Raw genomic sequence first — 20,118 nt, 5'->3', positions numbered from 1 at the left:
GATACTTGCCTGTGCTAAGTTCCGCCACCCATGAAGACATCCTCCCCGCGCTCCCGAGACACGTACCACGTGGGCAACCTCGCCCCGCGCCTGCTGGGGGCCGCACGGGAGATGCTGGAGGAAGTGGGGCCCACCAAGCTCTCGCTGCGGGCCGTGGCCGAGCGGGTCGGCGTCAGTTCGGCCGCGGCCTACCACCACTATGCCCACCGGGCGGAACTCATCGGGCACCTGGCGGGCGAAGGCTTTCGCGAATTGGCCGAGGCCATCGCCCGGCGCGGGAAGGAGGCCTCCGGCGTGCGCAAGCTGCGCGACGCCAGCCTGATCTACTTCCGCTTCGCGCGCAGTAATCCAGCCCTGTACCAGCTCATGTTCGGGGCGGAATTCGCCACCGGAGAGATGATTCCCGAGCTGCGCTCCGCGCGGGAACTGGCCTTCGGCGAGCTGAGGAGCACGATCGCCGAGGTGCTCGGAAGGGATGTGCACAGCCCCGAGGTGCGCCGGGCCGCCCGCGCCGCCTGGTCCTATACGCACGGGCTCACGTCGCTCGTGATCCACGGTGTGCTGCACATCCCGGCAGGCATGACGGAGGAGCGTTTTCTGGACGGCACGCTGCAGGGCCTGGGGCATCTCTTCCAGACGGGAGCGCAGGGCAGCTCCGGGGCGGGCTGACCGCATTCCGCGGCCTGCAGTCCGCTACAGGCCGGCGTCAGACGACCACGGGCGGGCGCCAGGTTTCCGGGGCGCGCCACTGCGCCACCCAGCCGGGAAATTCCTCGGGAGGCATGGGCCGGGAGATGCAGTACCCCTGGGCCAGGTTGCAGCCCAGGCGCATCAGGGTCAGGCCCTGGGCTTCCGTTTCCACGCCCTCGGCCACGATGGAGTAACCGAAGGAGCGCGCGAGCCCGATGACGCCCTGCACGATGGCGTAGTCGCCCCGGTCGCTCATCATGCCGTGCACGAAGCTGCGGTCGAGCTTGAGCGTGTCCATGGGCAGCCGGCGCAGGTAGGACAGCGATGAATAGCCCGTGCCGAAGTCGTCGAGGGACACGGTGGTGCCGAGTTCGCGCAGTTGCGTCAACTGCGGCGCCACGTGGTCCATGTCGTAGAGGGCCGCGCTTTCGGTGATTTCCAGGTCGAGCAGGCGGTGCGGTATGCCGGGCCGCTGGGCCATGCGGTCTGCCAGCCACTGCGCGAATCCTGTCTGCTGCAGGTGGCGCGCCGAGATGTTCACGCTCACCGGCAGTTCCAGGCCGCCGGCACGCAGCTGCTCGATCAGGTCCAGCGCCGAATCGACCACCCATTCACCGAAGGCGGCTTCGAGTTCCGCGCCCTCGATGAGGTGCAGGAAGGCGCCCGGCGCGAGGATGCCCTGGTCGGGGTGTTTCCACCGGGCCAGCGCTTCCGCGCCGACGACTGCGCCGGAGCGCATGTCCACCTTGGGCTGCAGGTAGAGCATAAACTGTCCCCGGGCCAGGGCTTCGCGCATGCGCTCGGCCTGCTCGCGCAACGTCTGCCGGGCGCGCTCCTGCGCAGCGTCGAAGGGTTGCACGCGGTTGCGTCCGCCCTGCTTGGCGCCGTACATCGCATGGTCGGCATGGCGCAGCAGCGTGTCGGCATCGGAGGCGTCTTCCGGATAGAGGGTGTAGCCCACGCTGGCCGTGACCGTGACACGCTCCGTGCCCAGCGTATAGGGCGCGGCGAGGTTGTCCATGAGGCGGCGCAGCAGCTGTTCGGCATCGGCGCGCGATTGCAGTTCGGGCATCAGCAGCACGAATTCGTCCCCGCCGAGCCGTGCCACGCAGTCCACGGGCCGCAGGGCCCGGGTGAGCCGGCCGGCCACGATCACCAGGAGCCGGTCGCCCGCGCTGTGGCCCAGCCGGTCGTTCACCGGCTTGAATCCATCGAGGTCCAGGTAGGCCACGCCCAGCTGCCATCCGCCGGCGCGCGCCTGCGCCATGGCCTGCTCCAGGCGGCGTGCGAGCTGCACCCGGTTGGGCAGGCCGGTGAGCGCATCGAAATGGGCCAGTTGCTGGAGCATGTCCTCCTGAACGCGCTGGCTGGTCACGTCGATGGAGACGCCGAGCATGCGCCCGGGGCGGCCCCGTTCGTCGTGGCCCACGATCTTGCCGAGGTTGCGTACCCAGCGGCCCGCGGGAGCGCCCGGGGGGGCGGACGGGCTGGGTGCCACCTGCCAGGTCGCATCGAAGTGGGAGTCGGGGCGGGCGACGTGCCGCTCCAGGGCATCGGTGACGTTCTCGATGTCGGCGGGCGCCATGCCGCTGGTCCAGTGCACCCCCGTGTCCCCCGGAGGCCCGGCGGTGGCCGCCACGCCGTGCAGTTCGCGCCAGCGCGCGTCGCCCGTGACCGTCCCGGTGGAGATGTTCCAGTCCCACAGTCCGAGGGACGCCGCCGACAGGGTGAGCGACAGCAGCGCCTCGCGGTCGCGGATGAGGTCTTCGTTGCGCTTGCGTTCGGTGATGTCGTGCGCGGAAACCAGCCAGACGGGTGTTCCGTCGAGCTCGGCGGCATGCATGGACTGCAGCAGGGTGCGGTCGCCGCCGGTGCGCGGGTGGATCGTGATTTCGAGCGCGTTGTGGACGGTGCGGCCGCTCATGGTGTCGAGCAACTGCCGGCGGCCCTCCGCCGAGAACAGGCCGAGCTCCACGGCCGTGCGGCCCAGCGCCTGGTCGCGCGGAATGCCGGTCAACCGCTCCCAGGCCTCGTTGACCATGAGGTAGACGCCATCCGCGCGCCGCGACATGAGCACGGGGTAGGGCATCAGCTCGAAGATGCGCATGAAGCGGTCTTCGGACTGGCTCAGCCGCTCGGCCGCCCGCTTCCACTCGTCGATGTCCTGCATGACGCCCCGCACGCCGGTGACGGCCCCGGCTTCGAGCACCGGTTCGGCATGGACGCGCACCCAGACCGCGCGGCCGTCGTCCGCCCTCAGGATCTGCGCCTCGCAGGACCATCCCACGGCGTTCTGGTGGCCGCGCCGGAACAGGTCCGCCAGGGTGTTCCTGAACGGCGCGGCGACGAAGTCGCGCAGGTATTCGACCGGCCCGGGCAGCAGGCCGCCGCGGGGCAGGCCGTGGATGTCGAAGCACACGTCCGACCAGTACACCAGCCCCTGGCCGTGCCGGTGCTCCCAGACGCCCAGGCCCGCCATGCGGCCGGCCTGCACCAGCAGGCCGTGGGCGGCGGCCAGCTGGTCGTGTGCGCGCTGCGTGGCGGACAGGTCCTGGAACACCGAAACGATGCATTCTTCGCCGCCGATGCTGGCACGGCTGGCCGAGAACAGGCCCGGAACGGCCCGCATGCCCGCGCCCTGCACCTGGATGGGCATCTTCAGCACGCGGCCTTCGCGGCGCAGGGTGGCCAGCATGTCCTCTCGCGCCTGCTGCGACGGCCAGAGCCCGAGTTCGAGCGAGGTGCGGCCGACGGCGGCGGCGCGGGGAATGCCGAACAGCGCGGAGAAGGCCGGGTTGATGTCGATGCAGCGGCCATCTTCCAGGCGCGTGATGCAGGCCGGATCCGGCAATATCTGATAGACGACGGAGTGCTGCTCTTCGGAGATCCGGACGGCGTCCTGCACCTGCCGCAGGGCCGTCGCATCCAGGTGGATGCCGGCCATGCGGAGCACCTTGCCCTGGGCGTCGCGCTCGCATACCTGCCCGCGGGAGATGATCCAGCGCCAGCGGCCCTCCGTGTCGCGCATGCGGTATTCCGCGCTGAAGGTGGCTTCGAGCCCGGCCACCATGTGCTGCAGTTGCGCGGCGAGCCGTTCGGTGTCGTCCGGATGGCGCAGGGTGGTCCATCGGTCCACGTGGCAGCCTTGGCCGCCGGGCTCGATGCCGAGTGCTTCATAGACAGGGCCGTGGCAGACGAGGCGCCGCTCCTGGACGAACCATTCCCAGCGCCCCCCGCCGCTGGCGTCCAGCATCGCGTTCAGGTCGGCCTGCTGGCGCCCGAGCGTATTGGCCGCCTGCGCACGGCCGAGCACCAGTTTCACGCCCCCTCCCAGGAGCAGCACCCCCGCGAACCCGGCCCAGGGCGCGTGGCCGCCCCATGCGCGTACGACGAGTGCCAGCATGAGCCCCAGGCCGGCCAGGTCGAGCCAGGCCATCCGGGGCGGGAGGCGGCGCTGTGCCAGGCGCCATGCGAGGCCCAGCGCGCAGGCAGTTACGAGCAGGCCGGCCGCCTGCGGCGTGGCCGCGGGCAGCAGCACGGCGCTGCCCAGGGCCGCCACCAGGGCACTCACCGCGCCGGCCTGCAGGCCGAAGCAGAGCGCCGCGACGCCCGTGGGGACGGCGTCCATCCAGGCGGCGGTGGCCAGGGAACCCCATGAGGCCGCGCCTGCGGCCAGGCCTGCGAGCACGGGGAGGATGCGCCGGGAGGACGCACCGGCCAGGAGGCGCGCAGGCACGGCGGCCAGCAAGCCCACCAATGCCAGGTGGAGCCAGAAGGAGAGGCCCGCTTCACCCGCCATGGGGCGCCCCCCGTGCAATGCCCGGCCCCCCGGACCTGGCGGCCGGGAGTGCTCGGGCTTGGCGGGCAATGTCGGGCATATGGCCGAGTTTAGGCTCGCGGAGCGATCCTCGCGGCAATTGCTGCCGCCATTCCACAAATTATCGGGCTGCCGCAGCGCGAAGCGCCGCGGCTTCCGGATCAGCGTCCGCGCGGGCGGACCAGCCCGGTGGAGAGCATGGTGCCGCACACGATGACCGCGCCGCAGCCGACCATCCACGGCGTGATCGTTTCGCCTAGGAACAGGGCTCCGTAGGCCACCGCGAACACGGGGGCGAGGAAGGTCACGGCGAGCGCCCGGCTCGGACCGGCATGCGCGATCAGCCGGAAGTACAGGATGTAGGCAATGCCCGTGCACAGCACGGCGATGGCGATGACCGCGGCCCAGGCCCCGGGACCCGGGGCTCGCGCCGGCCAGGACCACAGCGCGGGCAGGGCAAGCGCGAGGGTGGCGCCCAGCTGGCTGCCCGTGGCGGTGGCGAGCGGCGGCAGCCCGACCAGGTGCTGCCGGGCATAGCTGGCGCCCACGGCATAGCAGGTGGTGGCCAGGAGGCAGGCCCCGACCGCCCAGATGGCATGGTCCGATTTGAAGCCGATCGCCGCGGGCGCGCGCCAGGCCAGCAGTGCCACGCCAGCGAAGCCGATCGCCAGTCCGGCCCACCGCAGCCGGCCGATGCGGTCGCCGAGCCACGCCCAGGCCACGAGCGCGCCGAACAGCGGCACGGTGGCATTCAGGATGGACGACAGCCCCGTGGTGATGTGCAGCACGGCCCAGGCATACAGTGCGAACGGGATGGCGGAGTTGATGACGCCGCCCAGCAGGATCGGCTTCCAGTGGCGGCGCAGCGCGGGCCACTGGCCCTGGCGCAGCAGGATGGGCCAGAGGAACAGGGTGGCCAGCGACACGCGCAGCCCCGCCGTGGGCAGGGGGCCGAATTCGGACGCGCCCAGGCGCATGAAGAGGAAGGAGGCGCCCCAGAGTGCGGACAGCAACAGGAATTCGCCGAGCCAGTGGCGGGCGGGCAGCACGCCGGCCGCTGCGTTCACGCCGCCACCCCGGTGCGCGGGCCGCCGGTGCCGAAGGCGATGGCGTCGCCTTCCGGCCAGAGGGGCAGGGTGCGCAGGTGGTGCGGAAGCGCTCCTTCCAGCCGCAGCAGGGCGGTTTTGCGCGGCAGGCCGCCGGCGTACCCGGTGAGGGTGCCGTCCGATCCGAGCACGCGGTGGCACGGCACGATCACGCTGACCGGATTGCGCCCGACCGCCGCGCCCACGGCCCGCACTGCGAGCGGGCGGCCCATCGCGCGGGCCAGGGCCGCATAACTGGTGACGGCGCCGTGCGGTATCTCCACGAGGGCCTGCCAGACATCGCGCTGGAAGGCGGTACCGGCCGTGAGATCGAGGGGAATGTCGAACCGGCTGCGCCGGCCTTCCAGGTATTCGCGCAGTTGCGAGGCCGCGGCGACCAGGACAGGGTGCGAAGGGTCATGCGGCCAGGCGCCGGGGCCGTCGAGGCGGCCGGTGGGCTGGTGGCGCTGGCCGTCGAACCAGATCCCGGCCAGGCCCGCGGCCGAGGCGGCGAGGCGGATGTCGCCGAGCGGGCTGGCGATGCGCATCTGGACGAGGGGGGCGGGAGAAGCGGTGGGGAGCGGCATGGCGGGAGTCTGTCGATGGAAAGGGAAGGATCGGAGGCGCCAGGTGGGGCGGGCGTGCAGCGTGGCGTGGGCTCAGGAGGAGTCGGCCCATGCACGCACGACGGCGTAGCTGCGCCACGGCCGCCATGCCTGGGATGCATCCTCCGCCGCCCGCGCAGGCCGGGGGGCGGACTGCACCGCCAGTGCCTTGTGCAGCGCGACGTCGCCTGCGGGAAAGGCGTCGGGCCACCGCAGCGCGCGCATGGCGATGTACTGCGCCGTCCAGTCGCCGATGCCGGGCAGGGCGCGAAGTGCCACGATGGTGGCTTCCACATCGGCCGCGGCGTGCAGTGAGAGACGGCCTTCCGCCACCGCGCGGGACAGCGCCAGGATGGCCGCCTGGCGCTGGCGCACGATGCCGAGCCGGCCCAGCGCGTCGCCGTCGCAGCCGGCCAGCACCGAAGGTGCAGGGAACAGCCGGCAGAGATCCGGCCAGGGGGTGGCGATGGGTTCGCCCCAGCGCTCGACCACGCGCTGCGCCAGAGTGCGTGCCGCGGCGACCGTAACCTGCTGGCCGAGCACCGCGCGCACGGCGAGCTCGAAGCCGTCCCATGCGCCCGGAACGCGCAAGCCGTCGCCGTGCGGGAAGTCGCGGTGCAGCACGGCATTGATCGCTTCGGGGTCCGCGTCCAGGTCCAGCATGCCGCGCACCCGGGCGATGACACCCGGCAGGGCTGGCAGGAGGCTGCTGGAGACGCTCAGGACCACATGGGGCTTCGGCGCACCGCCCCGCGCGGCGGCCGTGCCGCTGGTGAAGCGTGCCGCCAGCCAGCCCGTGCATTCGCGTCCTTCCGCGTCCGGCAGCCTGGCCGTGCGGCGCAGTTCGAGGCCCTCAGCCGCATCCACGGCTTCCATGCCGTGGATGCGGCGCTGCGCGAAAAAGCCCAGCAGGGCCGCGATGTCCAGCGGCGGCCGGTAGGCCAGGCGCACCGCTCCGGAGGCCGGGCCCGCGGCGGCCTGGCTGCCCGCGCGGCGCAGCGCCGTGGGCTGCAGCCGGTAGTGCCCGGAAAAGGCGGCATTGAAGCGCCGGACGCTGCCGAAGCCGCTGGCCAGCGCGACCTGGGTGACGGGCAGGTCGGTGTCGGTGAGCAGTTGCTTGGCCGTCAGCAGCCGGCGCGTTTGCAGGTACTGGAGCGGCGAGATGCCCAGGGCCGCCTCGAATACGCGGCGCAGGTGCCGGTCGCTCACGCCCAGCCGGGCCGCCAGGCGCTGTACGGGCGCGCCGCCGCTGGCTGCCGCAGCGGGCGTGTCCCAGGCGCCTTCCGCATCCAGGAACCGCAGGGCCTCGCGCACCAGGATGCTGCGTGCATCCTGCACGGACCAGGCCGGCACGCGCGGCGCGAGCTCCGGCCGGCAGCGCAGGCATGGTCGGAAACCGGCATTTTCCGCCTGGGCGGCCAGTGCAAAGAAGCGGCAGTTCTCGCGGCGCGGCGTGCGGACCGCGCAGACGGGCCGGCAGTAGATGCCCGTGGACGTGACGCCGGTGAAGAACCGCCCGTCGAAACGCGCATCGCGTGCCGCAAGGGCCAGATAGCGGCCGTCGTCCAGTGCATCGGCGGTGGGCGGGGCGGCAGGGGCGTCGGGCGATTGCATGCAGGCCATCATAGGCGCCGGCCGGCGCGGCGCTGGCCGTTTCCGGACCTGTGCCTGCCGCACCGAGGGGCCTGGACGTCGGGCGCCAAGAAGCGGCCTCCGCCTACGCGTGGCCCGCCCGCCGGTCGTGTGCGCGACGCCTACAATCCCCGCGAATCCGCAGATGGCGCGCCTCCGTTACCCGCAAGCGCGCCGCATCCGCTCCACCGGCCCATGCACTGCCGCCGCGGCCCCCGATCCGGGCGCCGCGGCCGCAATGCGGGCCTGCCAGCAAAGGAACCATCTCGTGCAGCTTCATTCCGCCATTTTCAAGGCCTACGATATCCGCGGCGTCGTGCCGACCACCCTGACCGAGGATGTCGCGCGCGCCCTGGGCCGTGCATTCGGCACGGCGGCCCGCCGCGAAGGCCAGTCCACCGTGGCAGTGGGACGCGACGGGCGGCTGTCCGGCCCGGCACTGTCCCGCGCGCTGATCGAGGGGCTGGTGGATGCCGGCATCGAAGTGATCGACGTCGGCGCCGTGACCACGCCGATGCTGTACTTCGCGGCCCACACCCTGTGCCAGAGCGGCATCCAGGTGACGGGCAGCCACAATCCCAAGGACTACAACGGCTTCAAGATGGTGCTGGCCGGCCGTGCCATCTACGGCGAGGAAATCCAGGGCCTGCGCCGCACGATGGAAGAGGAAAGCTGGGACCTGCAGCCCGGCGGCTCGGTGCGGCAGGCCGACGTGCTGGCCGCCTACGTGCAGCGCATCACGTCCGACGTGAAGCTCGAGCGCCCGATCAAGATCGTGGTGGACAGCGGCAACGGCATCGCGGGCGCCTCTGCACCGGGCATCTTCCGGGCCCTCGGCTGCGAGGTGATCGAGCTGTTCTCGCAGGTGGACGGCAACTTCCCCAACCACCATCCCGATCCCAGCAAGCCCGAGAATCTGCGCGACCTGATCCGCGCGCTGCAGGAGAGCGACGCCGAGCTGGGCCTGGCCTTCGACGGCGACGGCGACCGGCTGGGCATCGTCACCAAGGACGGGCAGAACATCTTCCCCGACCGCCAGATGATGCTGTTCGCGCGCGACGTGCTTTCGCGCGTGCCGGGCGCTCCCATCCTGTTCGACGTGAAGTGCACCCAGCGCCTGGCGCCGGCCATCGAGGCCGTGGGCGGGCAGGCCGTGATGTACAAGACCGGGCACTCGCTCATCAAGGCCCGCATGAAGGAGCTCGACTCCCCGCTGGGCGGCGAGATGAGCGGCCACATCTTCTTCAAGGAGCGCTGGTTCGGCTTCGACGACGGCACCTACGCAGGCTGCCGCCTTCTGGAGATCCTGAGCCGCCATGACGACCCCAGCGCGGTGCTCAACGACCTGCCCACCAGCCATTCCACGCCCGAGCTGAACGTGGCCTGCGAGGAAGGCGAGCCTCACCGCCTGACGGCCGAGTTGCAGGCGCTGGCGCAGAGCGCATTCCCGGCGCCGGCGCGCATCAGCACGATCGACGGCCTGCGGGTGGACTGGCCGGACGGCTTCGGCCTGATCCGCGCGAGCAACACCACGCCGGTGCTGGTGCTGCGTTTCGAGGGGCATACGCCCGAGGCGCTGCACCGCATCGAAGGAGCCATGATGGAGCTGCTGCAGCGCGTGAAGCCCGGCGCCGCTCCAGGCGCGGCCGCGCATTGAGGACCGCGGCCATGCGCGTCGCGGCGGCCCAGGCCAGTTCGCTGCCAGGCGGGCTGGTAGCCAATGTCGGCAATCACCTGCGCTTCGCCGAGGCTGCGGCGGCGGAGGGCGTGCGGCTGCTGGTCTTTCCCGAGCTCTCGCTGTCGGGCTACGACCTGGCGGGCCTGGCGCAGTCGGCTGTCCAGCCGCTGGACGAAGCGCTCGCGCCGCTGCGCAGTGCCGCGCGTCGCCATGGCATGGCGCTGGTGGCCGGTGCGCCGGTTCCCGCTGCGCAGGCCGGCGGCAAGCCCGGGATTGGCGCCATCACCTTCCTGCCGGACGGCGGCGTCACCGTGTACCGCAAACGCCATCTGCACCCGGGGGAGGAACTCTACGCCGAGCCGGGAGCGGAAGAGGCGCAGGTACACCGCTTCGAGGGCCTGCCGGTGGCCATGGCGGTATGCGCCGACGTCTCCCACGCATCGCATGCCGATGCGGCTGCGCGCGCGGGAGCAGCGCTGTATGCCGCGGGAATGGTGGTCTCCAGTGGCGGGCATGCGCACGACACGGCATGTGCGCAGGGCCACGCGAAGCGCTGCGGTATGGCGGTGCTGCTGGCCAACCACGGGGCACCGACCGGAGGCTACGACTGCGTGGGCCGCAGCGCATTCTGGGCACCCGGAGGTGAGCGCATGGCCGAAGCTCCCGGCACGGGGGACTGGCTCGTCATCGCGGAACGCACCACGGCGGGCTGGACCGCTTCCACGTGCCGCGTGGCGCCGTGAGCTTCTCGCGCACCGTCTACTCCGCGCTCATGTGGGCCGTGCGGCCCCTGCTGTTGCGCAAGCTTCGACGCCGCGCCGTGGCCGAGCCGGGCTACGGCCATGCGGTGGAGGAGCGCTTCGGGCGCTATGGCCAGGCCGCGGCAGCAGGGAGCGATTCGCCGGCCGGGCCGCTGGTCTGGATCCATGCAGTGTCGCTGGGTGAAACCCGTGCAGCGGCCATCCTGCTGAAAGAGTTACGCACCCAATTGCCCGGCATGCGCCTGCTGTTGACCCACGGCACTGCCACAGGGCGTGCAGAAGGAGCAAGGTTGCTGCAGTCCGGAGACTTGCAGGCCTGGCAGCCGTGGGACACGCCCGGAGCCGTCGGCCGCTTCCTGGAGCATTTCCGGCCCGCGATCGGCGTGCTGATGGAAACCGAGATCTGGCCCAATCTGGTGGCGGGCTGCCGGCAGCGCGGCATTCCGCTGGTGCTGGCCAATGCCCGTCTCAACGAGAAGTCGCTGGCCGGCGCGCGTCGCTGGGCCTGGCTGGCGCGGCCTGCCTATGCAGGCCTGTCGGCGGCCTGGGCGCAGACCGAGTCCGATGCCGGACGCCTGCGTGCGGCCGGCGCCCGGGTGGAGGGCGTCTTCGGCAACGTGAAATTCGACGTGGTGCCCGATGCGGCGCAGCTGGCGCAGGGCAGGGCGTGGCGCGACGCCAGTCCGCGCCCGGTGGTTCTGCTGGCCAGCAGCCGCGAGGGCGAGGAAGCGCTTTGGCTGGAGGCTTTGCATGCCTTGCAGTTCACCGCTGGAGGCATGGCCCATGCCGGCGTGCAGTGGCTGGTCGTGCCGCGCCATCCGCAGCGCGTGGCCGAGGTGCGCCAGCGCATCGAGGCGGCCGGCCTCACGGTCTCCAGCCGCAGTGGCTGGGCCGGTGCGCCTGGCGCGGCGGACGTGTGGCTGGGCGATTCGCTGGGCGAGATGGCGCTCTACTACGGCATGGCGCACGCGGCCCTGCTGGGCGGCAGCTTCGCGCCGCTGGGCGGGCAGAACCTGATCGAAGCCGCGGCCTGCGGCTGCCCCGTGGTCACCGGCCCGCACACCTTCAACTTCGCCGAGGCGGCGCGGCTCGCCTGCGAAGCGGGCGCCGCGCTGCGCGTGGCCGACATGGCTGAAGGCGTTGCGGCCGCCAGGGCCCTGGTGCACGACGCGGCCGCGCTAGCAGCCACCGGGAACCGTGCACTGGCTTTCACCCAGGCGCACCAGGGCGCCGCGCGGGCCACGGCAGCGGCCGTGGTGCATCAACTGCAGGGGCGCTGAAGTCTGCCGGCCGCGGCCGAGTCTCCGGCGCAGCCCGAATGACTCCGGGAGCGTGAATTCGATCTTTGACCTGCCGCTCAGCACATGGCGATCCCGTGGCGCACAATCGACGGCAGACCGTTCCTTGTCCCGCGCCTTCTCCGCGGGACCGCCGCCTGCCATGCTCGACAAGCACTACCTCACCCCGTTGTTCGCGCCCAGTTCCATCGCCGTGCTGGCGGGGCGCGCGGACGCACCCGAGACCCTCACCCCCGCCGCGCACGCCCTGCACGAGGCGCTGCGCGCGCAGCGCTTCACGGGCACGCTGCAGTTCCTCGACATCCATACCAGCGGCACGCTGGCCGACCTGGCGCAGACGCGCGCCGACCTGGCCGTGATCGCGCTGCCGCCGCAGGACACGGCCGCCGCGCTCGAAGTCGCCGGCCGCATCGGCTGCCGTGCCGCGCTGGTGCTGTCGCACGGTATGGATGCGGACGGTGCACTCAAGCTCAAGAAGATCGCGCGCCGCGAGGGCGTGCACCTGCTCGGACCCAACTCGCTGGGCCTGCAGCGGCCGCACCTGCAGCTCAATGCGAGCGCGGCCGGACCGCTGGCGCGCGAGGGCTCGCTGGCGCTCGTGTGCCAGTCCGGCGCGTTGACGGCGTCCATCCTCGACTGGGCGCACAAGAATGCCGTGGGCTTTTCCACCGTGGTGTCGCTGGGGCCGAACACCGACGTGGACATCGCCCAGGTGCTGGATTTCCTGGCCAACGACGGGCGCACCCAGAGCATCGTGGTGTACATGGAGGGCATCGGCAGCGCGCGGCGCTTCATGAGCGCACTGCGCTCGGCCGCCAACGCCAAGCCCGTGGTGGTGCTCAAGGCCGGCCGCAAGCCCGCCGGCAACGAGGCGGCCCAGACCCACAGCGGCACCATCGTGGGCAGCGACGACGTGTTCGATGCCGCGCTGCGGCGCGCCGGCGCGGTGCGCGTGCGTTCGTTCGTGGAGCTGTTCTCAGCGGCCAAGTGCCTGGCGTCGCGTTACCGGCCGGTGGGCCGGCGGCTTGCCCTGATCACCAATGGCGGCGGCCCGGGCGTGCTCGCCGCAGACTGGGTGAACGAGATCCTGCTGGAGATGGGTCGCCTGTCGCCCGATGCCGCGCGTGCTCTGGCGCCGCAGCTGCCGCCCCTGGCCTCGCTCGCCGACCTGATCGACCTTTCGGAGGAGGCCGGGCCCGCGCACTACCGCGCCGCCATCGAGGCGGCCGAGAAGGACCGGCAGATCGACGGCGTGCTGGCCATCCACTCGCCCAAGCCGGGCACCGACTCCACCGAGGTCGCGCAGGCGCTGGCCGATGCCAAGCGCCTCATGGGCAAGCCGCTGCTCGCCTGCTGGATGGGCGACGCCACCGTGGGGCCGGCGCGCGAGGCGCTGCGCGCCGCCGCCATTCCGAACTTCCGCACGCCCGAAGCCGCGGTGGGCGCGTTCGGCAACATCGCCTCGTTCTACCAGAACCAGCAGCTGCTGCAGCAGACGCCGCCGCCGCTCTCGGCCCTCTCCAAGCCCGACATCGAGGGCGCGCGCCTGATGATCGAAAGCGTGCTGGCCGAGCGCCGCCATGTGCTGACCGAGATGGAGTCCAAGACGCTGCTCGCGGCCTTCCAGGTGCCGGTCACCAAGACCCTGCTCGCGCGCAGCGCGCACGAGGCGATGATGATCGCCACGCAGCTGGGCTTTCCCGTGGCGCTGAAGATCGATTCACCCGACATCGCGCACAAGTCCGACGTGGGCGGGGTGGCCCTGGACATCCACACGGGCACGGCCGCGCGCGATGCCTATACCGACATGGTGCAGCGGGTGGCGCGCCTGCAGCCCGGCGCGCGCATCAACGGCGTGACGGTGCAGAAGATGGCGCGGGCGCGGCGCGGGCGTGAAATCTGCATCGGCCTGGTGACGGACGACCCGTTCGGGCCGGTGATCACCTTCGGCGCGGGCGGCACCATGATCGAGCTGATCGACGACCGCGCGATGGAACTGCCGCCGCTCAACCAGTTCCTGGCACGCCGGCTCATCGAACGCTCGCGCGTGGCGGAGACGCTGGGCGAATGGCGCGGCGCCAGCGCCGTGGACCGCGACGCGCTGGAGCAGACCCTGCTGCGCGTCTCGGAAATGGTGTGCGCGCTGCCGCAGCTGCGCGAGATGGACATCAACCCCCTGATCGTGGATGCCGGCGGCGTGGTCGCGGTGGATGCGCGCATCGTGGTGCGCGACACCGCCCAGGGTGCCACCGGCCGCAGCGAGGGCTACGGACACCTGGCGATCCTGCCGTACCCGGCGCGCTACGAGCAGCTCTGGCCGATGCGCGGCGGGGGCGAGTTCCTGGTGCGGCCCGTGCGGCCCGACGACGCGCAGATGCTGCAGCGGCTCGTGAAGGAGCTGTCGCCGGAAAGCCGGTATTTCCGCTACATATCGCAGATCGCGGAACTGCCCGCGTCCATGCTGGCGCGCTTCACGCTGATCGACTACGACCGGGAGATGGCCCTGGTCGCCGTGCACCGCGAGCGCAGCGCGGGCGAGGACGGGGAGATCCGCAACACCGAGCGCATCGTCGGCGTATCGCGCTACGTGACGAATCCGGACCAGACCAGTTGCGAATTCGCGCTGGTGGTGGCCGACGATTTCAACGGCCGCGGACTGGGATCGCGGCTCATGCTGAGCATCATGGAGGCCGCGCGCGACAAGGGCCTCACCGAGATCCAGGGCCTGGTGCTGGCCGGCAACCCGAGCATGCTCAAGCTGATGCGCCGGCTGGGCTTCGAGGTGCGAGCCTATCCGGACGATCCGGATTTCAAGCTGGTGGCGCACCAGTTGTGACGTGCCCGGCCCGGTGCCGCTTCGGCGGCGGGTGCGGCGCTTCGGAAGGGGGGTGGCGCGGCACCGCCGCCATCGCTGCAATCGGGGCCTCCTCCAGGATCCCCCTCCACCACGACCATGGCCGGCCTGCCTCCGCTTTCCATTCCCTCGGTACGCCCGGCCCGTGACGGCGAGGGGACTGCAAATCCGGAGGCGGCTCACCCCGGCCCGCCGCGCCCGCCAGGACCGCAGTCCGTCGCCCATGTGCCGCTGCTGGCACGCCGGCGCGGGCAGTCCGGCGAGGGGCCGTCGGCAGAGCGCGCACCGCGGCTGGCATCGCTCGATGCCCTGCGCCGCGCCAGCACCTTCGTCCTCCCGCGCTCGCCATCGTCTTTCGATCATGGGGGACGGTCCGGCGCGGGGCGCGCCAGCCCCTCGCACGGTGCGGGCAGCAGCCAGCCCCCCTCGCTGGCATCCCTGCTGGACCCATCCACGCCGATCGCCCGGGAACTCGACGGTGCATGCTGGAGCCCCGTCCGCGCATTGAGGCGGGAGCGCCGGTGGCGGGCGGAACTGCGTGCCTCCTCCAATGCCGGCGTCCTGAGCCCGCACGTGGTGCATTCCATGGGCAGCCCGCCCGGCTGGGAAGCGCGGCTGGCGGCGCTGAAGCCGGGTGCGGCCGAGGTGCGGCAGGGGTTCGAGCGGGTCGATCTCGATGCGGCCTGGGACGGGCCGGACGCTGCCGGAACGGCATGGCAGCGCATCGGGGGCGGCGCGTCCGGCGAGGTGTATGCCGTCCGGCTGGCGAGGAATTTCATGCAGGGCGGCGAGGACCATGGGCGGGACTTCGTGTTCAAGGCCATGCTCTCCCTCGATCCCGAAGACCGCCTGCCACCGCGGCTGCATGCGCAGGCGCCGCAGGACGGCGAGGCCCTCCGGCAAGCCATCGAGGCGCACAAGGACCGCATCCACCAGGAGTTCCAGGTGGCCATCTCGCTGCGGGGAACCTCCCAGGTCATGCAAGTGTGCGGGCTCGTCCAGATCGGGAGCCGGCTGGGCATCCTGTCGGAGCGGATCGACGGCGTGCAGGCCGCCGAACTGATCGGCGAGGCCCCGTACGCCCTGGAAGACGGCGACGTCGCTGCGCCGGCGCACCTGGAGATGGCGCGCACCATGATCGCGGACGTGCTCATCGCCCTGGCGCGGTTCCACGACGAAGGCGTGGTCCACCAGGACATCTCCCACAACAACGTGATGTATGACCGGCAACGCGGCATGTTCCGGCTGCTGGACATGGGGCAGGGCGCAGAGCCGGGTGGGCCGAGGGCGCAGGGCACCGCAGGCTACATGGACATGCACGCCGCGCGGGCGGAACACCGCAGCGACGTGTATGCGGCGGCCCAGTTGCTGGTGCGCCTGCTCAAGGCGCCGGGATACCAGCTCGGCATGGCGGGCATGTCCGGGTCGCGGACCGTGGAGGACTTTCCGTTCGCGCCCGCCCTGAGAGCGGTCGCGCCAGGCCGGCTGGACGCGGCGGTGCGGTTCATCAACCGCATGATCGGCAGGCAACCGGACGCTCGCAGCACGGCCGAGGAACTGCTGGGCGACCCGTTCCTGCAGGAACTGGAGCCCCGTGCACGGACGCGCGCCACGGTGGAGAAGGTGCTGAACCCCGAAATGCCGCCGGGATGAGGCCAGCCCGCCCCGCGGCGTCCGCCACAGGGGGTGTCAATGCGCAGTGATCGCGTCCACGGCCCGCAGGTCTTCGGGCGCCAGCGTGCCTGCGGCCTGGCGCAGCTTCAGCGTGCCCAGCAGCACGTTGTAGCGCGCCTGGGCCAGGTCGCGCTTGGTCTGGTAGAGCTGGCTCTGTGCATTGAGCACATCGATGTTCACCCGCACGCCCACCTGGTAGCCCAGGCGGTTGGCCTCCAGCGCGCTCTGGCTCGATGCCTCCGCGGCCTCCAGCGCACGGACCTGGCCCTGGCCGGACTGCACGCCGAAGAAGGCGCTGCGCACGGCCTGCGCCACGGTGCGGCGGGCATTTTCCAGGTCCGCGCGGGCCTTGTCCTCCAGCGACAGGGTTTCGCGGATGCGGTTCTGCACCGCGAATCCCGCGAACAGCGGCAGCGTCATCTGCACGCCGACCGTGGCGGCGCGGGCGGTGGAATGGATGTGCGGGAGCGTGGTGGTGCCGTTGGGGTTGCGGACCACGTTGTAGCCCGCCTGCAGGTCCACCGTGGGCAGGTGACCGGTCTCGGCCTTGCGCGTTTCCAGCCGCGCCACGTCCAGCGCGATGGTGGCCTGGCGCAACTGCGGCTGCAGCTCGTCCGCCGTCCGCACCCATGCTTCCGCATCGGCCGGCGCCACGGTGGGCAACTGCACGGGCTGCGCCAGAGGCAGGGGAGAGACGCCCGGCCGGCCCACCAGCTGCTCCAGCGCGAGCTGCTTGACGCGCAGGTCGTTGTCCGCCGCGATCTCCTGGGCCTCGACGAGGTCGAAGCGCGCCTGGGCCTCGCGCGAATCGGTGATGGTGGCGTTGCCCACCTCGAAATTGCGCTGTGCCGAGGCGCGCTGTTCCGACACCGCGGCTTTCTGGGCCTGCAGGAAGGTGAGGGTGTCCCGGGCCGCCAGCACGTCGAAATAGGCCTGCGCCAGCCGCACGACCAGGTCCTGGCGCGCGGCCTCTACGCGGGCCTGGGCGATGTCGGCGCCGCGCTGCCCCTGCTCGAACGCGATGCGGTTGGCAGGGCGGTACAGCGGCTGCGAGGCCGTGATGCCCGCCGCCTGCTGCGGCGTGCCGATATCCAGCGGCGGACGGTTCACGTCGGTGCGGGTATAGGAGGTGCCCGCCGAGAGCCCCGCGCTAGGAAGCAGCCCGGCGCGCGCCTGCTCCGCGCGGCTGCCCGCGGCCTGCGCATCGGCCAGCGCCGATTGCAGCGGGGCGTCGTAGCCCTGCGCCAGTTCGTAGAGCTCCGGCAGGCTCTGCGCGGAGACGGTTCCGGCCGCCGCCGCGAGGACGAAGGCCAGTGCGCCGGCAGCGCGGCGGGAATGCAGTTGCGTGCGTCGGGAGGTCATGGCGGACAAGCGTCTCTTCCTGGCTGATGAACTGTGGGGCGGACCGTTCGGGCGGCAGGCATCCCGCCCGGCCTCCTGGAGGGCGGGCGCGGAGCCGTTACCGCGATGTCAGTAGCGGGGCACCCCGGGGTCGCGCTCGTGCGACCAGGCGTCGATGCCGCCCGAGATGTTGGCCAGCCGCTGGAATCCGTGCTGTTCGAGGAAAGCCGCCACCCGCAGGCTGCGCATGCCGTGGTGGCACAGGCAGGCGACGGGGCGCTCCGCATCCAGGTCGCCGAGCCGGGCGGGGATCTCGCCCATGGGAATGGCGGCGATGTCGAATCCGCCGCCTTCCGGAGCGCGCACGCTCGCGGTCTGCAATTCCCAGGGCTCGCGCACGTCCAGCACCAGGGGGCGTCCACCGCCGGCCTGGGCGGAGAACCATGCGTCGAGCTGGGCGGGACGTACTTGGTCGATCATGGAAGAGAGGTCCTGTGTCAGAAGGTGAAGCGGGGGCGCTCCGGGAAGTGCAGCAGGCGCGATGCGTTGGTGTCCCACGGATAGGTGGCCGCGAAACGGTCGCCCGTGCGGCGCACGAAGGTGGCGCGCATCACGGGCTCGTCACCGGTGATCGCGGCCAGGCGGCCGCCTTCGCGCAGCAGCGCCAGCAGGTGCTGGGGCACTTCGTGCACCGAGCCGCTCAGCACGATGACGTCGAACGGGCCGTCCGGGATTGCGTCGCGCGCACCGTCGCCCTGGCGCACCGTCACGTTGTCGATGCCGGCGCTCAGCAGGTTCTCGCGGGCGAATTCCACCAGGTCGGGCACGATCTCCAGCGTGACCACATGCTCGGCGCGGTGCGCGAGCAGGGCCGCCATGTAGCCGGAGCCGGCGCCGATCTCCAGCACCCGGTCGGTCGGCTTGACCTGCAGGTCCTGCAGCATGCGGGCTTCCACGCGCGGAGCCAGCATGCACTGGCCCAGGCGCTGGGCTTCCTCGGCGGAAGGGTTGAGAGGGATCTCCATGTCCATGAACGCCATGCCGCGGTAGGCCGGGGGCACGAAATCCTCGCGGCGCACGACGTTCAGCAGATCCAGCACCTCGGTGTCGAGCACGTTCCACGGGCGGATCTGCTGCTCGATCATGTTGTAGCGGGACAGCGTCACGGGATCGCTGGCGTCGGCGGTCGTGTTGTAGGGAAGGGTCATGGGGGATTTCTCCGGTGCACGGGATCAGGACAAACCGTCGATTTTAGGCGCGCGGCCCGGCTGCTGTGCCTGCGGCACCGCGGCGACCCCGTCCTGCCGCACGCAGAAGCCCGCCAGCAGGTTGTCCACCTGCGCGTCGATGAAGCGTTGCGGCGTCACCTCGTCCGACTCCGGCATGCAGACACCCGAATGGCGCCACATCATCATGAACACGAGCGGCGCGGCCACGACCTGCACTGCGCAGTCGAGGTCGAGCTCGCGGAACTCGCCCCGCTGCACGCCGCGCTCGAGCAGGCGGCGGATGAGGCGGTTGCCGGGAAGCACGACCTCGTCGCGGTAGAAAGCCGCGATGTCCGGAAAGTTGTGCGCCTCGCTCAGCACGAGCTTGGAGATGCCGGAGGCCTTGGTGGCACCGATGTGCGTCCACCAGAGTTCGTAGGCATGGCGCAGCAGTTCGGCCGTGCTGTGGGGATAGTGCTCGATTTCCACGTCCCATTCGGCGAAATGCCGGGCCAGGTTCTGGCGCACGACTTCCTTGAAGAGGTCTTCCTTGCTCGGGAAATACAGGAACAGCGTGCCCTTGGACACCCCGGCCCTCGCCGCCACCTCGTCCACCTTGGTGGCGGCATAGCCGCGCTCCACGAACAGGTCGAGCGCGGCCTCGAGCAACTCGCCCGGACGCGCTTCCTTGCGGCGGGCGCGGCGGGGCGATGGCGCGGAGGGTGGAGGAGGGGAGGAAGAGCGGGAGGCCATATTAATGACTGACTGGTTAGTAATGTAGCGACCGGCTTCGGCTGCGTCAACGGGTCTCCGGGCATCCACCGCCGGAACGGGCAGGGCGACGGCGTCCTACTGCAGCACGGCGGGCGGATGGCTAGCATGGCGGCACGCCACCCTCCACACAGCACAGGAAAACCATGGAAAGCCCTCGCAACAACCCATCCGAAACCATCACCCTGGGCGGTGGCTGCTTCTGGTGCACCGAAGCCGTCTTCGACCGCGTGCGCGGCGTCACCGACGTCGAGAGCGGCTACGCCAATGGCCAGGTGCCGCACCCGACCTACGAGCAGGTCTGCTCGGGCAGGACGGGCCATGCGGAGGTGGTGCGTCTGACCTTCGACCCCGAAGTCATCGGCCTGCGGGAGATCCTGGAAATCTTTTTCGCCACCCACGACCCGACCACCCTCAACCGGCAGGGCAACGACGTGGGCACGCAGTACCGCAGCGGCATCTACACCGCCACCCCCGCGCAGCAGGAACTGGCGGAGGACATGGTGCGGCAGATGTCGCAGGACCGGCTGTTCGGTGCGCCGATCGTCACCGAAGTGCAGCCGCTGGAGTCCTACTGGCCGGCGGAGGACTACCACCAGGACTACTACCTGAACCATCCGGAGCAGGGCTACTGCGCCTTCGTCGTGGGGCCCAAGGTGGAGAAATTCCGCAAGACGTTCGCGCGCTACCTCAAGCCCGAATAG

General features: G+C 71.3%; 15 protein-coding genes. 7 read left to right on the top strand and 8 right to left on the bottom strand.

Annotation, left to right across the window (positions count from 1 at the left end):
• Positions 1-30 precede the first annotated feature (30 nt).
• On the top strand, positions 31-669 hold the full coding sequence (locus tag T336_RS0113835; protein ID WP_026433004.1) for a TetR/AcrR family transcriptional regulator: 639 nt from the start codon (positions 31-33) through the stop codon (positions 667-669).
• A gap of 37 nt (positions 670-706) precedes the next feature.
• On the opposite strand, the gene T336_RS0113830 is transcribed toward T336_RS0113835, so the two are convergent.
• The 4 genes from T336_RS0113830 to T336_RS0113815 form a co-directional block, all read right to left on the bottom strand.
• Positions 707-4,489, bottom strand: a complete 3,783-nt coding sequence (locus T336_RS0113830) for a sensor domain-containing protein (RefSeq protein WP_026433003.1) — start codon at positions 4,487-4,489, stop codon at positions 707-709.
• 179 nt (positions 4,490-4,668) lie between these two features.
• Positions 4,669-5,574, bottom strand: coding sequence for a DMT family transporter (locus tag T336_RS0113825; RefSeq protein ID WP_026433002.1), 906 nt, complete (start codon positions 5,572-5,574; stop codon positions 4,669-4,671).
• A complete protein-coding gene (locus tag T336_RS0113820) occupies positions 5,571-6,179 on the bottom strand; it encodes a methylated-DNA--[protein]-cysteine S-methyltransferase (RefSeq protein ID WP_026433001.1) in 609 nt (202 codons plus the stop codon). Before T336_RS0113820 ends, T336_RS0113825 begins: the two co-directional genes overlap by 4 nt.
• 72 nt (positions 6,180-6,251) lie before the next feature.
• Positions 6,252-7,811, bottom strand: coding sequence for a DNA-3-methyladenine glycosylase 2 family protein (locus T336_RS0113815; protein ID WP_244883947.1), 1,560 nt, complete (start codon positions 7,809-7,811; stop codon positions 6,252-6,254).
• Between the two features lie 286 nt (positions 7,812-8,097).
• Between T336_RS0113815 and T336_RS0113810 the strand changes: the two genes are divergently transcribed.
• From T336_RS0113810 to xopAU, 5 genes are all read left to right on the top strand, one after another.
• Positions 8,098-9,486, top strand: a complete 1,389-nt coding sequence (locus tag T336_RS0113810) for a phosphomannomutase/phosphoglucomutase (protein WP_026432999.1) — start codon at positions 8,098-8,100, stop codon at positions 9,484-9,486.
• Between the two features lie 11 nt (positions 9,487-9,497).
• Positions 9,498-10,250, top strand: a complete 753-nt coding sequence (locus T336_RS0113805) for a carbon-nitrogen hydrolase family protein (RefSeq protein ID WP_026432998.1) — start codon at positions 9,498-9,500, stop codon at positions 10,248-10,250.
• Between the two features lie 29 nt (positions 10,251-10,279).
• The gene (locus tag T336_RS0113800) at positions 10,280-11,548 is read left to right on the top strand and encodes a 3-deoxy-D-manno-octulosonic acid transferase (RefSeq protein ID WP_051647218.1); all 1,269 of its coding nucleotides are present in this window, start codon (positions 10,280-10,282) and stop codon (positions 11,546-11,548) included.
• Between the two features lie 160 nt (positions 11,549-11,708).
• On the top strand, positions 11,709-14,402 hold the full coding sequence (locus tag T336_RS0113795) for a bifunctional acetate--CoA ligase family protein/GNAT family N-acetyltransferase (protein ID WP_026432996.1): 2,694 nt from the start codon (positions 11,709-11,711) through the stop codon (positions 14,400-14,402).
• A 117-nt stretch (positions 14,403-14,519) separates the two neighbouring features.
• Positions 14,520-16,073 (top strand): XopAU family type III secretion system effector serine/threonine kinase, encoded by a 1,554-nt coding sequence (xopAU, locus tag T336_RS0113790; RefSeq protein WP_244883946.1) that lies wholly within the window; start codon positions 14,520-14,522, stop codon positions 16,071-16,073.
• A gap of 36 nt (positions 16,074-16,109) precedes the next feature.
• On the opposite strand, the gene T336_RS0113785 is transcribed toward xopAU, so the two are convergent.
• The 4 genes from T336_RS0113785 to T336_RS0113770 form a co-directional block, all read right to left on the bottom strand.
• Complete coding sequence (locus tag T336_RS0113785) at positions 16,110-17,456, bottom strand: TolC family outer membrane protein (protein WP_026432994.1); 1,347 nt, start codon at positions 17,454-17,456, stop codon at positions 16,110-16,112.
• Between the two features lie 108 nt (positions 17,457-17,564).
• Complete coding sequence (locus tag T336_RS0113780) at positions 17,565-17,915, bottom strand: rhodanese-like domain-containing protein (RefSeq protein ID WP_019701999.1); 351 nt, start codon at positions 17,913-17,915, stop codon at positions 17,565-17,567.
• 17 nt (positions 17,916-17,932) lie between these two features.
• Positions 17,933-18,643: a protein-L-isoaspartate O-methyltransferase family protein gene (locus T336_RS0113775; protein WP_019702000.1), complete on the bottom strand. Its 711-nt coding sequence runs from the start codon at positions 18,641-18,643 to the stop codon at positions 17,933-17,935.
• A 24-nt stretch (positions 18,644-18,667) separates the two neighbouring features.
• Entirely contained in the window at positions 18,668-19,396 is a 729-nt protein-coding gene (locus T336_RS0113770; protein WP_026432993.1) for a TetR/AcrR family transcriptional regulator, read from the bottom strand.
• 164 nt (positions 19,397-19,560) lie between these two features.
• On the opposite strand from T336_RS0113770, the gene msrA reads away from it, so the two are divergent.
• On the top strand, positions 19,561-20,118 hold the full coding sequence (gene msrA / locus T336_RS0113765; RefSeq protein WP_019702002.1) for a peptide-methionine (S)-S-oxide reductase MsrA: 558 nt from the start codon (positions 19,561-19,563) through the stop codon (positions 20,116-20,118).

This window comes from Paracidovorax oryzae ATCC 19882, assembly GCF_000687165.1.
Classification (GTDB): domain Bacteria; phylum Pseudomonadota; class Gammaproteobacteria; order Burkholderiales; family Burkholderiaceae_C; genus Paracidovorax; species Paracidovorax oryzae.
This window is presented reverse-complemented; position numbering and strand designations above follow the sequence as displayed.

Bases quoted from the DNA above. Each gene is read 5' to 3' on its own strand.
- T336_RS0113785 (WP_026432994.1), bottom strand. From the start codon at position 17,456: ATGACCTCCCGACGCACGCAACTGCATTCCCGCCGCGCTGCCGGCGCA.
- T336_RS0113820 (WP_026433001.1), bottom strand. From the start codon at position 6,179: ATGCCGCTCCCCACCGCTTCTCCCGCCCCCCTCGTCCAGATGCGCATC.
- T336_RS0113795 (WP_026432996.1), top strand. From the start codon at position 11,709: ATGCTCGACAAGCACTACCTCACCCCGTTGTTCGCGCCCAGTTCCATC.
- T336_RS0113780 (WP_019701999.1), bottom strand. From the start codon at position 17,915: ATGATCGACCAAGTACGTCCCGCCCAGCTCGACGCATGGTTCTCCGCC.
- T336_RS0113800 (WP_051647218.1), top strand. From the start codon at position 10,280: ATGTGGGCCGTGCGGCCCCTGCTGTTGCGCAAGCTTCGACGCCGCGCC.
- msrA (WP_019702002.1), top strand. From the start codon at position 19,561: ATGGAAAGCCCTCGCAACAACCCATCCGAAACCATCACCCTGGGCGGT.
- xopAU (WP_244883946.1), top strand. From the start codon at position 14,520: ATGGCCGGCCTGCCTCCGCTTTCCATTCCCTCGGTACGCCCGGCCCGT.
- T336_RS0113835 (WP_026433004.1), top strand. From the start codon at position 31: ATGAAGACATCCTCCCCGCGCTCCCGAGACACGTACCACGTGGGCAAC.
- T336_RS0113815 (WP_244883947.1), bottom strand. From the start codon at position 7,811: ATGCAATCGCCCGACGCCCCTGCCGCCCCGCCCACCGCCGATGCACTG.
- T336_RS0113805 (WP_026432998.1), top strand. From the start codon at position 9,498: ATGCGCGTCGCGGCGGCCCAGGCCAGTTCGCTGCCAGGCGGGCTGGTA.
- T336_RS0113830 (WP_026433003.1), bottom strand. From the start codon at position 4,489: ATGGCGGGTGAAGCGGGCCTCTCCTTCTGGCTCCACCTGGCATTGGTG.
- T336_RS0113770 (WP_026432993.1), bottom strand. From the start codon at position 19,396: ATGGCCTCCCGCTCTTCCTCCCCTCCTCCACCCTCCGCGCCATCGCCC.
- T336_RS0113775 (WP_019702000.1), bottom strand. From the start codon at position 18,643: ATGACCCTTCCCTACAACACGACCGCCGACGCCAGCGATCCCGTGACG.